The 13,248-nt window shown below is 73.8% G+C and carries 13 protein-coding genes; 5 read left to right on the top strand and 8 right to left on the bottom strand.

Going from position 1 to position 13,248, the window contains the following annotated elements:
• Positions 1-89: 89 nt before the first annotated feature.
• Genes LG379_RS09830 through LG379_RS09810 form a run of 5 tightly spaced genes read right to left on the bottom strand, consistent with a single transcriptional unit; the run spans position 90 to position 4,599 of the window.
• Positions 90-779 carry an SMC-Scp complex subunit ScpB gene (locus LG379_RS09830; protein WP_225754370.1) on the bottom strand — a complete coding sequence of 230 codons (690 nt, stop codon included), beginning with the start codon at positions 777-779 and terminating at the stop codon, positions 90-92.
• Positions 776-1,654 carry a ScpA family protein gene (locus LG379_RS09825; protein ID WP_225754932.1) on the bottom strand — a complete coding sequence of 293 codons (879 nt, stop codon included), beginning with the start codon at positions 1,652-1,654 and terminating at the stop codon, positions 776-778. Before LG379_RS09825 ends, LG379_RS09830 begins: the two co-directional genes overlap by 4 nt.
• Entirely contained in the window at positions 1,644-2,519 is an 876-nt protein-coding gene (locus LG379_RS09820; protein WP_225754369.1) for a ParA family protein, read from the bottom strand. Before LG379_RS09820 ends, LG379_RS09825 begins: the two co-directional genes overlap by 11 nt.
• A 50-nt stretch (positions 2,520-2,569) precedes the next feature.
• A complete protein-coding gene (gene xerD / locus LG379_RS09815; protein WP_225754368.1) occupies positions 2,570-3,577 on the bottom strand; it encodes a site-specific tyrosine recombinase XerD in 1,008 nt (335 codons plus the stop codon).
• Between the two features lie 17 nt (positions 3,578-3,594).
• Positions 3,595-4,599 (bottom strand): heme o synthase, encoded by a 1,005-nt coding sequence (locus LG379_RS09810; protein ID WP_370634487.1) that lies wholly within the window; start codon positions 4,597-4,599, stop codon positions 3,595-3,597.
• Positions 4,600-4,842: 243 nt separating this feature from the next.
• Between LG379_RS09810 and tkt the strand changes: the two genes are divergently transcribed.
• The 5 genes from tkt (at position 4,843) to pgl (ending at position 11,613) form a co-directional block, all read left to right on the top strand.
• Positions 4,843-7,011, top strand: coding sequence for a transketolase (tkt, locus tag LG379_RS09805; RefSeq protein ID WP_225754367.1), 2,169 nt, complete (start codon positions 4,843-4,845; stop codon positions 7,009-7,011).
• Between the two features lie 169 nt (positions 7,012-7,180).
• Positions 7,181-8,335 carry a transaldolase gene (gene tal, locus LG379_RS09800; protein WP_225754366.1) on the top strand — a complete coding sequence of 385 codons (1,155 nt, stop codon included), beginning with the start codon at positions 7,181-7,183 and terminating at the stop codon, positions 8,333-8,335.
• On the top strand, positions 8,332-9,873 hold the full coding sequence (zwf, locus tag LG379_RS09795; protein ID WP_225754365.1) for a glucose-6-phosphate dehydrogenase: 1,542 nt from the start codon (positions 8,332-8,334) through the stop codon (positions 9,871-9,873). Before tal ends, zwf begins: the two co-directional genes overlap by 4 nt.
• A 40-nt stretch (positions 9,874-9,913) precedes the next feature.
• Positions 9,914-10,828 carry a glucose-6-phosphate dehydrogenase assembly protein OpcA gene (gene opcA / locus LG379_RS09790; protein ID WP_225754364.1) on the top strand — a complete coding sequence of 305 codons (915 nt, stop codon included), beginning with the start codon at positions 9,914-9,916 and terminating at the stop codon, positions 10,826-10,828.
• On the top strand, positions 10,825-11,613 hold the full coding sequence (pgl, locus tag LG379_RS09785) for a 6-phosphogluconolactonase (RefSeq protein ID WP_225754363.1): 789 nt from the start codon (positions 10,825-10,827) through the stop codon (positions 11,611-11,613). Before opcA ends, pgl begins: the two co-directional genes overlap by 4 nt.
• A gap of 76 nt (positions 11,614-11,689) precedes the next feature.
• Here the strand turns inward: pgl and LG379_RS09780 are convergent, their stop codons facing one another.
• The 3 genes from LG379_RS09780 to tpiA all read right to left on the bottom strand — a co-directional run bounded on the left by LG379_RS09780 (position 11,690) and on the right by tpiA (position 13,247).
• Positions 11,690-12,037 carry an RNA polymerase-binding protein RbpA gene (locus tag LG379_RS09780; RefSeq protein WP_225754362.1) on the bottom strand — a complete coding sequence of 116 codons (348 nt, stop codon included), beginning with the start codon at positions 12,035-12,037 and terminating at the stop codon, positions 11,690-11,692.
• Between the two features lie 15 nt (positions 12,038-12,052).
• On the bottom strand, positions 12,053-12,295 hold the full coding sequence (secG, locus tag LG379_RS09775) for a preprotein translocase subunit SecG (RefSeq protein ID WP_225754361.1): 243 nt from the start codon (positions 12,293-12,295) through the stop codon (positions 12,053-12,055).
• A 154-nt stretch (positions 12,296-12,449) separates the two neighbouring features.
• Positions 12,450-13,247 carry a triose-phosphate isomerase gene (tpiA, locus tag LG379_RS09770; protein ID WP_225754360.1) on the bottom strand — a complete coding sequence of 266 codons (798 nt, stop codon included), beginning with the start codon at positions 13,245-13,247 and terminating at the stop codon, positions 12,450-12,452.
• Between the last annotated feature and the right edge of the window lies 1 nt (position 13,248).

Below are 13,248 nucleotides of genomic sequence, written 5' to 3'. Positions count from 1 at the left end.
GCCGGCACGACCACCGGTGCCCCCGGTCCGAGCCGCACCCGGGCTCCCGCCCGCGTTCCCCCGTGCTCCTGCACCACGACCCTGTGCCATCAGCCCTCTCCTCCCGCGTCGCGACGCCCGTCACCGTCGACGTCGAACCCCTCGAGGTCCGGCAGGTACGGCGCGAGCGGGGGCAGCTCGTCCAGGCTCGTCATCCCCAGGCGCTCCAGGAAGTACGACGTCGTCCCGTACAGGACGGCACCGCTGGGCTCCGTGCCCTGCTCCGCCACCAGGCCACGGGCGACGAGCGTCCGCACGACCGAGTCGACGTTGACCCCGCGCACCGCCGAGACCTGACCCCGGGTGACCGGCTGCCGGTAGGCGATGACCGCCAGCGTCTCGAGCGCGGCGTGGGTGAGCCGGGCCGTCTGTCCGTCGAGGACGAACCGCCCGACGACGTCGGCGTGCGCCGTGGCCGAGTAGAACCGCCAGCCCTCCGCGACGTGGCGCAGCACGAAGCCCCGCGGACGGCCCCCGTCGACGCCCGCGTACTCCTCCGCGAGGCCGCTCAGGAGCGCCTCGACGCGCTCCGTCGTCAGACCGAGCGCCGTCGCGAGCCGGACGGCCGGGATCGGCTCGTCCGCCACCATGAGCACCGCCTCGAGCGCCGCCGCAGCGCCCCCGGGCAGCTGCTCCACGTCGAAGGCCAGCTCGTCCGGCGCGGGTCCCGCGCCGTCCGCGACGTGGTCCGCCGTGACGCGCTCGCGGGTGTCCTGCGTGGCGTCGTCCTGGGTCGTCATCCCTGTCCCTCCTGCGCGCTCACGGCCGGCTCCGCCGCGTCGTCGTAGTCGTCGGTGACCTCGACGTCGCCGTCCTGGCCGCCGGTCCAGCGCACCGTGAGGTCGCCCAGCGGGCTGACCTGGTCGAACGCGACCGCGCCCTCGCGGAAGAGCTCGAGGACCGCGAGGAACCGCACCACGACGACGAGGGTGGAGTCCGCGTCCTGCACCAGCGTCCGGAACGCCGCCGAGCCCGAGCGGCGCAGGCGGTCCACGAGGATCGCCGCCTGCTCCCGGACGCTCACGGCCGGGGCGTGCAGGTGGCCGATGTCGACGGTCGGCGTGACGCGCGGCCGCAGGGCGTGCGCAGCGAGGATCGCGAGCTCCGACGGGCCGATCTCGAGGACGAGGTCGGGCAGCAGGGCCGCGTGGTGCGGCTCGAGGCCCACCGCGCGGGGCAGGCTGCGCGCCTGCTGCTCCAGCTGCTCGGCCAGCCGTGCGGCGACGTCCTTGTACGCCCGGTACTGCAGGAGCCGGGCGAAGAGGAGGTCCCGCGCCTCCAGCATCTCGAGGTCCTCGGCGTCCTCCACGTCGCCCGCGGGGAGCAGGCGTGCCGCCTTGAGGTCCAGCAGCGTCGCCGCGACCACGAGGAACTCGCTGATCCGGCCGAGCTCCCACGGCTCGTCGCCGGCCTCCGCCGCGCGGACCGCCGCGATGAACTCGTCCGTCACCTGCGCGAGCGCGACCTCGGTGATGTCGAGCTTGTGCTTGGCGATGAGGCCCAGGAGCAGGTCGAACGGACCGGTGAAGTTGTCGAGGTGCACCTCGAAGGCAGCCCCGCCCGCCCGCGCGGCGGTCCCGGTCGGCTCAGGGTCCTGGGGGCCCTCAGGCCGCATCGCCACGCGCCACCAGCTCGCGCGCGAGCTGGCGGTACGCCGTGGCGCCCGGGTGGCTCGGCGCGTAGGAGGTGATCGGCTCGGCCGCCACGGAGGAGTCGGGGAACTTCACGGTCCGACCGATGACGGTGTGCAGGAGCTGGTCGCCGAAGGCTTCGTGGACCCGGGCCAGCACCTCGCGCGAGTGCAGGGTGCGCGGGTCGTGCATGGTCGCGAGGATCCCGTCGACCTGAAGCCGCGGGTTGAGCCGGTCGCGCACCTTGTCGACGGTCTCCACCAGCAGCGCCACGCCGCGCAGCGCGAAGAACTCGCACTCCAGCGGGATGAGGACGCCGTGCGCCGCGGTGAGCGCGTTGACGGTCAGCAGACCCAGCGACGGCTGGCAGTCCACGAGGATGACGTCGTACTCCTCCTCGGCCGGCCGCAGGACCCGGCTGAGGATCGACTCCCGGGCGACCTCGCCGACGAGCTGCACCTCCGCGGCGGAGAGGTCGATGTTGGCGGGCAGCAGGTCCAGGCCCTCGACCGACGTCCCCCGCACCATCTCGCGGCAGTCGGTGCCGCGCTCCATGAGCAGGTTGTAGACGGTGCGGTCCAGCTCGTGCGGGCTGGTCCCCAGGCCGACGGACGCGGCGCCCTGCGGGTCGAAGTCGACGACGAGCACGCGGCGGCCGTACCCGGCGAGCGCGGCGCCGAGGTTGATGGTGGTCGTCGTCTTGCCGACGCCGCCCTTCTGGTTGCACAGCGCGATGATGCGGGCCGGCCCGTGGGCCGACAGCGGAGCCGGGTCCGGGAACTCGGGCAGCGGCCGGCCGACGGGGTCGGTCAGCGGGGTGTCGAGGTCGTCCGGGGCCTGGCGTCTCACGCGCCGAGGCTACAGCAGCGACCCCCGTCGGACGCGGGACGCGCGCCGCGTCACAGGGCCCTGGGATGAGCCGCCGCGTACACCTCGCGCAGCGTGTCGACGCTCACGTGCGTGTAGATCTGCGTCGTCGTCACCGAGGCGTGCCCGAGGAGCTCCTGCACCACGCGCACGTCGGCACCTCCGGCCAGCAGGTGGGTGGCGAAGGAGTGCCGCAGCGTGTGCGGGGACACGTCGTCGGCCCGCGCGATGCCGGCCCGCTGGGCGGCGAGCCGCAGGACCGCCCAGGCGCTCTGCCTGCTCAGCCGCGCGCCCCGGGTGTTGAGGAAGAGGGCCGGCCCTCCCCGCCCGGCGGCCGCGAGAGCCGGCCGGCCGCGCACCAGATAGGCCTCGACCGCCTCGCGGGCGTACGAGCCCACCGGGATGACCCGCTCCTTGCTGCCCTTGCCGAAGACCCGCACCGACGACGCGGCCGGGTCCAGGTGGAGCTCGTCGACGTCCAGGCCGACGACCTCGCTGATCCGCGCGCCGGTCGAGTACAGGAGCTCCAGCAGCGCCCGGTCCCGCAGCGGCACGGGACCGTCGCCGAGGCCGGCGGCCTCGAGGAGGCGCTCGACGTCGTCCGTGGAGAGGGCCTTCGGCAGCCGCTGCGGCCGGGCCGGCGGCCGCACGCCGCGGGAGGGGTCGTCGTGGCTGATGCCCTCCATCGCGCAGAAGCGGTGCCACCCGTGCACCGCGGCGACGACGCGCGCGGTCGACGACGCCGCCAGCCCGCGGGCGCCGTCGTGCCCGGTCCTCAGGTCGACCACGAAGTCCCGGACGTCGTGCTCCCGCACCTCGGCGGGGGTGCCCAGACCGCGCCCGGCGAGGAAGGACAGGTAGCGGGTGAGGTCACGCCGGTAGGCGGACAGCGTGTTGGCCGAGAGGCCGCGTTCGACGGCGAGGTGGTCGAGGTAGGTCCGCAGCGCGTCGCCCAGCGCCGCCGGGACCTCGGGGCCCTCGACGGCCCCCGGTGTCCCGCGCTCCTGGTGCGGCGCCGCGCTGCGCCCTCCCCCGACCATCCGGCGTCAGGGCCCGGTCACAGGGGCAGGAACGGGTCGACGCCCACCGCGACGAACAGCAGCGTCAGGTACGTGATCGACTTGTGGAACAGCGACATCTCGCGCAGCTTCACACCGGGCCGGCGGCTGCCCGCACGGCGCGCGAACGCCACGGTCGCTCCGCCGAACCACAGGCCGAGGGCGACGGCCACCGCCGTGTACACCCACGTCATCCCGGCGAGCGGCACGAGGGCCAGCGAGGACGCGACCATCGCGACGGTGTGCGCGAGCATCTCCCGGGCGACGCGCACGTCCGAGGCGACGACCGGCAGCATCGGGACGCCGGCCGCGGCGTAGTCCCGGCGGAACCGCATCGAGAGCGGCCAGTAGTGCGGGGGCGTCCAGAAGAAGATGACGCCGAACAGGGCGACGGGGGCCCACGCGAGGCTGCCGGTCACCGCCGACCAGCCGATCAGCACCGGCATGCAGCCGGCCACCCCGCCCCAGACGATGTTCTGCGGCGTCCGTCGCTTGAGGATCATCGTGTACCCGACGACGTACAGGACGATCGCGCCGAGGGCCAGGGCCGCCGAGAGGACGTTGACGGTCAGCGCGAACCAGACCAGGGAGAACGCGCCGAGCGCGAACCCGAAGACCAGCGCCTCCCGCGGACCGACCTCGCCCGTCGCCAGGGGTCGCCGCTTCGTGCGGTGCATGACGCGGTCGATGTCCCGGTCGATGTAGCAGTTGAGCGCGTTCGCCGACCCCGCCGAGGCGGCACCTCCGACGAGCGTCGCGAGCACGAGCCAGATCGACGGCATGCCGCGCTCGGCGAGCACCATCGTGGGCACGGTGGTCACGAGGAGGAGCTCGATGATCCGCGGCTTCGTCAGCGCCACGAACGCACCGACCCTGCCCCACCGCCTGCGCGGACCGGTGGTCCCGTCCCCGGAGGCAGGCGTCACGGGCGTCCGCTCGACCGGGGCCGGGCTGGCTCTGAGCACGGTGCGGGGGCTCCGTTCGGTCGGGGGTGCTCCACCCATGGTAAGGGCCACGGCGCGCTGGTCAGCGGCCCGGCTCAGGTGACAGCGGTCACCGGGCACCGCGCACGCCGAGGCGCCCTGAGGACCGTCGCCCGGGCGGCGTCGTCCCACCAACCGGCACGCCCGTCCTGACGGTGGGACGCTGAGTAGTCTCGACCACGGTGCTCGACGCGACAGACGACGACTCGGCCGGTGCCGGCCGAGGCTGATGGCCCGGACGATCCCGGGCGGGAAAGAGGTCCTGTGAACGTGCCCCCCACCGACGAGCTGACCTGGACAGACCTGGACCGGCGCGCCGTCGACACCCTCAAGGTGCTGGCCGCGGACGCCGTGCAGAAGGTCGGCAACGGCCACCCCGGGACGGCGATGAGCCTGGCCCCGGCCGCGTACCTGCTCTTCCAGCAGCTCCTCGCGCACGACCCGAGCGACTCCCACTGGGCGGGGCGAGACCGCTTCGTCCTCTCAGCCGGCCACTCCTCCCTGACGCTGTACCTCCAGCTCTACCTGTCGGGCTACGACCTGACGCTGGAGGACATCGCATCCCTGCGGACCTGGGGCTCGCGGACCCCGGGCCACCCGGAGTACAAGCACACGGACGGTGTCGAGATCACGACCGGTCCGCTGGGCCAGGGGCTCGCCTCGGCCGTCGGGATGGCGATGGCCGCCCGGCGCGAGCGCGGGCTCTTCGACCCGGAGACGCCGGCCGGGCAGAGCCCCTTCGACCACACGATCTGGGCCATCGTGTCCGACGGCGACCTCCAGGAGGGCGTGACGTCGGAGGCGTCGTCGCTCGCCGGCCACCAGGAGCTCGGCAACCTCGTCGTGATCTACGACGACAACAAGATCTCGATCGAGGACGACACGGACGTCGCGTTCACCGAGGACGTGCTCGCGCGGTACGCGGCCTACGGCTGGCACACGCAGCGCGTGGACTGGACCGAGGGCGCCGACGGCTACCACGAGGACGTCCCCGCGCTGGACGCCGCCCTCCGCGCGGCCCGTGAGGAGACGGGCCGACCCTCCATCGTCGCGCTGCGCACCATCATCGGGTACCCGGCGCCGACCAAGCAGAACACCGGGAAGATCCACGGCTCCGCGCTCGGCACGGAGGAGGTCGCGGCGCTCAAGGAGCTCCTCGGCTTCGACCCGGAGGCGTCGTTCGTCGTCGAGGACGAGGTGCTCGCCCACGCCCGTGGCGTCGTGGACCGCGGTCGCGAGGCGCACGCCGCCTGGGACGAGACGTTTCAGCAGTGGCGCGCGGCCCAGCCCGAGCGTGCGGAGCTCTTCGACCGGCTCGCGGAGCGCCGGCTGCCGGCCGGCTGGTCCGACGCGCTGCCGGTCTTCGAGGGCGGCAAGGAGGTGTCGACCCGCGCCGCGTCCGGCAAGGTCCTCACCGCACTCGCGCCGGTCCTGCCCGAGCTGTGGGGCGGCTCCGCCGACCTGGCGGAGTCCAACAACACGACGATGGAGGGCGAGCCCTCCTTCATCCCCACGCACCGCTCCACCAAGAGCTGGCAGGGGAACCCGTACGGCCGGACGCTCCACTTCGGCATCCGTGAGCACGCGATGGGATCCATCCTCAACGGGATCACGCTGCACGGGGGCACGCGGCCCTACGGCGGGACGTTCCTCGTGTTCTCGGACTACATGCGGCCCGCCGTCCGGCTCGCGGCCCTCATGCAGATCCCGACGACGTTCGTCTGGACGCACGACTCCATCGGCCTCGGCGAGGACGGCCCGACGCACCAGCCGATCGAGCACCTCGCCGCGCTGCGCGCCATCCCGGGCCTGGACGTCGTCCGGCCCGCCGACGCCAACGAGGTCTCGTGGGCGTGGCGGACGGTGCTCGAGCGGACGTCGAACCCGGCCGGCATCGTGCTGACGCGGCAGAACGTCCCCACGTTCGAGCGCGGCGACGGCGCGGCGGACGGCGACACGTTCGCGGCCGCCGACGGCGTGGCGCGCGGCGCCTACGTCCTTGCGGAGGCCGCGGGCGGCACGCCCGAGGTGATCCTCCTCGCGACGGGCTCGGAGGTGCAGATCGCGGTCGCCGCCCGGGAGGCCCTCCAGGCCGACGGCGTCCCGACCCGCGTCGTGTCGGTCCCCTGCCGCGAGTGGTTCGACGAGCAGCCCGACGAGTACCGCGAGCAGGTGCTGCCCGCCATGGTGCGCGCGCGTGTCTCGGTGGAGGCCGGCGTCTCCCTCGGGTGGCGCGACCTCGTCGGCGACGCCGGCCGCACGATCTCGGTCGAGCACTTCGGCGCCTCGGCGGACTACAAGACGCTCTTCCGGGAGTTCGGGCTGACCCCCGAGGCGGTCGTCACGGCGGCCCGGGAGTCGCTGGCGGGCGCCGCGTCCGCCACGCCCGGCTCCCCGCCCCGCCCCACCGAGGGCGGCACGGCGGACCGCTGAGCACGCCGGGCCGGGGGCGGGCAGCCGCCCCCGGCCCGACGTCGCAGGCCCGGCCCGCCCCACCGTCCGCGTCCACCTCGCCGGCACGTCCACCCGCACCGACCGTCCCGCAGCCGACGCACACCGTCCGGACCGTGCACGGCGACACCACCTCACCGCAGGAGGAACGATGACCGAGCAGACCGCAGCAGCCGGTACCACCCCCGCCCCCGTCACCCGCCTGAGCGAGGCGGGTGTCGCCATCTGGCTCGACGACCTGTCCCGTGAGCTCCTGCGCACCGGTGAGCTCCAGCGGCTCGTGGACGAGCGCGGCGTCGTCGGCGTGACCAGCAACCCGACGATCTTCGCGTCCGCCCTGTCGAAGGGCGACGCCTACGACGAGCAGCTCCGCGAGCTCGCGGCGTCCGGGGCGGACGTCGACGAGGCCGTGTTCGCCATCACCACCGACGACGTCCGCGAGGCGTGCGACCTCCTCGCCCCGGTCCACCAGGAGACCGGCCGGGACGGCCGCGTGTCCCTCGAGGTCGACCCGCGGCTCGCGCGCGACACCGACGGCACGCTGGCGGCCGCCCGCCGGCTGTGGGCCACCGTCGACCGCCCGAACCTCTTCATCAAGATCCCCGCGACCGTGGAGGGCCTGCCGGCGATCACCGCCGCCATCGCGGAGGGGATCAGCGTGAACGTCACGCTCATCTTCTCGCTGGAGCGCTACCGCGCCGTGGTCGACGCCTACCTCGACGGCCTGGAGCAGGCCCGGGCGAAGGGCCTCGACCTCACCACGATCGAGTCCGTCGCGTCCTTCTTCGTCTCGCGCGTGGACGCGGCCGTCGACCCGCAGCTCGACGCGATCGGCAGCCCCGAGGCGGCGGACCTGCGGGGCACCACGGCGATCGCCAACGCGCGCCTCGCGTACAAGTACTTCGAGGAGGTGTGCGCCTCGCCCCGGTGGCAGGGCCTCGCCACCGCCGGCGCGCAGGTCCAGCGTCCCCTGTGGGCGTCGACGGGGGTCAAGGACCCCGCGTACCCCGACACGCTCTACGTCGACGAGCTCGTCGCGCCGGACACGGTGAACACCATGCCCGGCAAGACCCTCGAGGCCGTCGCCGACCACGGCGAGGTCCGCGGCGACACCGTGACCACCGCGTACGACGACGCCGCCGCCCGGATGGAGCGCCTGGCCGCCGTCGGCATCGACCTGGACGCAGTGACCGAGCAGCTCGAGGTCGAGGGCGTGGAGAAGTTCGAGGCCAGCTGGGCCGAGCTGCTGCAGACGGTGACGGAGGGCCTGCGGGGCACCGGCCAGGACGGGGAGAGCGCCGAGTGAGCCCCAGCCCCGTCACGGCGGAGCTCAACCCGCTGCGCGACCCGCGGGACCGCCGACTGCCCCGGATCGCGGGCCCCTGCGGCCTCGTCATCTTCGGCGTCACGGGAGACCTCGCACGCCGCAAGCTCATGCCGGCGGTGTACGACCTGGCCAACCGGGGGCTGCTCCCCCCGGGCTTCGCGCTCACCGGCTTCGCACGCCGCGACTGGGAGACCCAGGACTTCGCCGAGGTCGTCCACGACGCGGTCAAGGCCAACGCCCGGACGCCGTTCCGGGAGACCACGTGGAAGCAGCTCGCGGAGGGCATCCGGTTCGTCCAGGGCGAGTTCGACGACGACGCGGCGTTCGACCGGCTCAGCACGACCGTCGCCGAGCTGGACGCGGAGCGGGGCACGGGCGGGAACCACGCGTTCTACCTGTCCGTGCCGCCAAGCGCGTTCCCTCTCGTCTGCCGTCAGCTCGCCCGCTCCGGCCTGTCGGAGCAGCCTGAGGGGGCGTGGCGGCGCGTCGTCGTCGAGAAGCCGTTCGGCCACGACCTGGCGAGCGCCCGGGAGCTCAACGACGTCGTCTCGGAGGTCTTCGAGCCCGAGTCGGTGTTCCGCATCGACCACTACCTGGGCAAGGAGACCGTCCAGAACATGCTGGCGCTGCGGTTCGCGAACCAGCTGTTCGAGCCGATCTGGAACGCGCACTTCGTCGACCACGTGCAGATCACGATGGCCGAGGACATCGGCATCGGCGGCCGCGCGGGGTACTACGACGGGATCGGCGCCGCACGCGACGTCATCCAGAACCACCTCCTGCAGCTGCTCGCGCTGACGGCGATGGAGGAGCCGGTCTCCTTCGACGCGGACGCGCTGCGCGCCGAGAAGGAGAAGGTGCTCTCGGCGGTCCGGATCCCCAAGGACCTGGCCCGTCACACGGCCCGCGGCCAGTACGCCGCCGGGTGGCAGGGCGGGGAGGAGGTCGTCGGGTACCTCGACGAGCAGGGCATCGGCCCGGACTCCACGACCGAGACGTACGCGGCGATCCGGCTCGACATCGACACGCGGCGCTGGGCCGGGGTGCCGTTCTACCTGCGGGCCGGCAAGCGGCTCGGCCGGCGCGTCACCGAGATCGCCGTCGTGTTCAAGAAGGCACCGCACCTGCCGTTCGAGTCGACGGCGACGGAGGAGCTGGGCAACAACGCGCTGGTGATCCGCGTCCAGCCCGACGAGGGCGTGACGATGCGGTTCGGCTCCAAGGTCCCCGGCACCGCGATGGAGGTCCGCGACGTCACGATGGACTTCGGCTACGGGCACGCCTTCACGGAGTCGTCCCCCGAGGCCTACGAGCGGCTCATCCTCGACGTCCTGCTCGGTGACCCGCCGCTGTTCCCCCGCCACGAGGAGGTCGAGCTCAGCTGGCGCATCCTCGACCCCATCACGGCGTACTGGGCGGAGAACGGCCGGCCCGAGCCCTACCGCTCGGGGACGTGGGGGCCGGAGTCGGCGGACGCGATGATGGCCCGCGACGGACGCAGCTGGCGCCGGCCATGAGCGGGACGGTGCCTGCGGTGCCCAGCGACGGAGGACGACGATGATCCACGACATGCCCGACACGACGACGTCCGCCGTGGCGAAGGCGCTGCTCCGACTGCGCGACGAGGGCGGCGCGGTCGCCCTCGGACGGGTCCTCACGCTGCTCGTGGAGGTGGCGGCGGACCACCTCGAGGACGCCGTCGGCGTCGCCAACGCGGCGAGCCGGGAGCACCCCTGCCGGGTGATCGTCCTGGCCGAGGACCAGCGGTGCGAGCACGGCCGGGTGGACGCCCAGATCCGCGTCGGCGGCGACGCGGGTGCCAGCGAGGTCGTCGTGCTCCGCGCGTCCGGCGAGATGCTCGCGCACGGGGACACCCTGGTCATGCCGCTCCTCCTGCCGGACGCGCCGATCGTCGTCTGGTGGCCCGACTCGATGCCGGACGTGCCCGCCGAGCACCCGCTCGGCCGGATGGCGCAGCGACGGATCACCGACACGGTCCGCTGCGCCGAGCCGCGGGACGCCCTGCGCCGGCTCCGGGCGGCCTACGCCGCCGGGGACACGGACCTCGCGTGGACCCGGCTGACGGTCTGGCGCGGTCTCCTCGCCGCGGCCCTGGACCAGCCTCCGCACGAGCCGGTCACCCGCGCCGCCGTGCACGGCTCCGGACGGCACCCCAGCGTGTGGCTGCTGGCGGCGTGGCTGGCGGAGTCGCTGGACTGCCCCGTGGACGTGGTCACCCTCGACGCGGAGGCGGTGACGCGGGTGGAGCTCGAGCGCAGCAGCGGGCCGGTCGTCATCGACCGGCCGGACGGTCGTGTCGCGACCCTGCAGCAGCCCGGTCAGCCGGAGCGGCGCGTGTCCATGCCGCTGCGCCAGCTGACCGAGTGCGTCGCCGAGGACCTGCGGCGACTTGACCCCGACGAGGTGTTCGGCGAGGTGCTCACCATCGGGCTGGAGAGGGTCGACCGATGACGACACGACCAGGGCGGCTCGCCGTCGTGCACCCCGACGCCGCCACCGTCGCGTCCGCCACCGCGGCCCGGCTCCTCCTGCTGCTCCTCGACGGCCAGGCGACGCACCGACCGCTGCACGTCGGACTCACCGGCGGCACGGTGGGCATCCGGACGCTGCGCGAGGTCGCCACCTCGCCGCTGCGGGACGCCGTCGACTGGACCGGCGTGCACCTCTGGTGGGGCGACGAGCGGTTCCTGCCCACGGGGCACCCGGACCGGAACGAGACGCAGGCCCGCGAGGCGCTCCTGGAAGCCCTGCCGATCCCCGCCGGGAACATCCACGCCATGCCGGCGGCGGACGCCCCCGGGATCGCGACGCCCGAGGACTCCGCGGAGGCCTATGCCACCGAGCTCGGGAGCTTCGCGGCGGAGCACGAGCCGGGCGACGACGCGGGTCCGGCCGTCCCCACGTTCGACGTGCTGCTGCTCGGCATGGGACCCGACGGCCACGTCGCGTCGCTCTTCCCGGGCCACGAGGCGCTCACCGTGGTGGACCGCACCGTGGTCGGCGTGCACGGCTCACCGAAGCCGCCGCCGGAACGCGTGAGCCTGACGTGGCCGGTGATCGAGGCGGCCCTCGAGGTGTGGCTGGTCGTCGCCGGCGCGGACAAGGCCGAGGCGGCCGCCCGCGGGCTGGCGGGCGACGACATCGTGAGCACCCCGGCTGCCGGTGCGCTCGGGCGGCGGCGGACCCTCTGGCTGCTGGACGTCGAGGCGGCGAGCCAGGTGCCGTCGGCGGACTGACGTCCAGCGGGCACGGCGCACCGGCCCGACGGCCGCAGCCGCCGTGCCGCCCGCCGCGGCCGGAGCCGTGGTGGGCTCAGCCGCCCCGTCGGGCCCGCAGGGCCGAGAGCGCCTCGTCGAGGATGGCCGCGCCGTCCTCGTCCGTGCGACGCTCCTTCACGTAGGCCAGGTGCGTCTTGTACGGCTCGTTCCGCACCGGGGCCGGAGGGTTCTCCTGGTCCTGACCGGCGGGGTAGCCGCAGCGCGGGCAGTCCCACGTCTCCGGCGCCTCGGCTCCGGCCTCCTCGGAGAAGCTGGGACGCGTCTCGTGGCCGTTGGCGCACCAGTACGACACCCAGAACCGGGGAGCGGACTCCCCGCGCTCGGCCTCACCCATCGGTCCCGCGCCGACGCGGGACCCTCGAATTGCACTACCGCTCGCCACGGTCGACCTCCGTTGTCAGCTGACGCGCTGGATCAGGCCCAAGAGCACGACGACGACCGCCCAGAGGACGGCCAGGCCGATGGTGATGCGGTTGAGGTTCCGCTCGGCCACGCCGGAGCTGCCCGCACCGCTCGAGATGCCGCCGCCGAACATGTCCGACAGGCCGCCTCCCTTGCCCTTGTGCAGGAGCACGAGAACGATGACGAGGAAGCTGGAGAGGACCAGCAGGACCTGAAGGATGATGCGCAGGGCGTCCACGAACTCGTCTGTTCCTCACTCGTGCGGCAGCAGGGCACCGGCGGGCGCCCGCTCAAGGATAGGCGACGCGGGGCGGGCAACCCGCACGCGTCACCGGTTCGGGCGTGGCACGCGTCGGCCCCCGCCCGTCCGGACGGGGGCCGACGGGCGTCGATCAGAGGCCCGTGCTGTGCGACTGGTAGCGGACGATCTTGGCGAACTCCTCGGCGTCGAGGCTCGCGCCACCGACGAGGGCGCCGTCCACGTCCGGCTGCGCCATGATCGCAGCGACGTTGCCGGACTTCACGGAGCCGCCGTACAGGACGCGGACGCCGTCGGCGACCTCGCGGGAGTACAGCTCGGCCAGCCGCTCACGGATGGCCTGGCAGACCTCCTGCGCGTCCTCCGGGGTGGCGACCTCACCGGTGCCGATGGCCCAGACCGGCTCGTACGCGACGACGATCCGGCTGGCGTGCTCCGCGGGCAGCCCCTCCAGGGCACCGTCGAGCTGCGCCAGCGTGTACGGGACCTGCTCGCCCGCCTTGCGGACGTCCAGGCCCTCTCCGACGCAGAGGATCGGCACGATGCCCTGGCCGAACGCCGACCGGACCTTCGCCGCGCACAGCGCGTCGTCCTCGCGGTGGTACTCGCGGCGCTCGGAGTGGCCGACGGCGACGTACGTGACGCCCAGCTTGGCGAGCATGACCGGCGAGATCTCGCCGGTGTAGGCGCCCTCCGTGTGGGCGGAGACGTCCTGCGCGCCGTACACGAGGTCGAGCTTGTCGCCGTCGACGAGCGTCTGCACGGAGCGCAGGTCCGTGAAGGGCACGAGCACGGCGACCTCGACGGCCGAGTAGTCGTGCTTCGCGTCCTTGAGCGTCCACGCCAGCTTCTGCACGAGGTGCGTGGCCTGGTGGTGGTCGAGGTTCATCTTCCAGTTGCCCGCCATGAGCGGGGTGCGGACCGTCGCCATC

This window comes from Actinotalea sp. Marseille-Q4924, from assembly GCF_916618755.1.
In the GTDB taxonomy this organism is placed as follows: Bacteria; Actinomycetota; Actinomycetes; order Actinomycetales; family Cellulomonadaceae; genus Actinotalea.
Note: the sequence above shows the minus strand (reverse complement) of the source record. Positions and strands in the feature narration are given on the sequence as shown.

Coding starts and splice junctions, on each gene's coding strand:
- tal (WP_225754366.1), top strand. CDS start 7,181: ATGACCGAGCAGACCGCAGCAGCCGGTACCACCCCCGCCCCCGTCACC.
- LG379_RS09830 (WP_225754370.1), bottom strand. CDS start 779: ATGACGACCCAGGACGACGCCACGCAGGACACCCGCGAGCGCGTCACG.
- pgl (WP_225754363.1), top strand. CDS start 10,825: ATGACGACACGACCAGGGCGGCTCGCCGTCGTGCACCCCGACGCCGCC.
- LG379_RS09810 (WP_370634487.1), bottom strand. CDS start 4,599: ATGGGTGGAGCACCCCCGACCGAACGGAGCCCCCGCACCGTGCTCAGA.
- opcA (WP_225754364.1), top strand. CDS start 9,914: ATGATCCACGACATGCCCGACACGACGACGTCCGCCGTGGCGAAGGCG.
- xerD (WP_225754368.1), bottom strand. CDS start 3,577: ATGGTCGGGGGAGGGCGCAGCGCGGCGCCGCACCAGGAGCGCGGGACA.
- LG379_RS09825 (WP_225754932.1), bottom strand. CDS start 1,654: ATGCGGCCTGAGGGCCCCCAGGACCCTGAGCCGACCGGGACCGCCGCG.
- tpiA (WP_225754360.1), bottom strand. CDS start 13,247: ATGGCGACGGTCCGCACCCCGCTCATGGCGGGCAACTGGAAGATGAAC.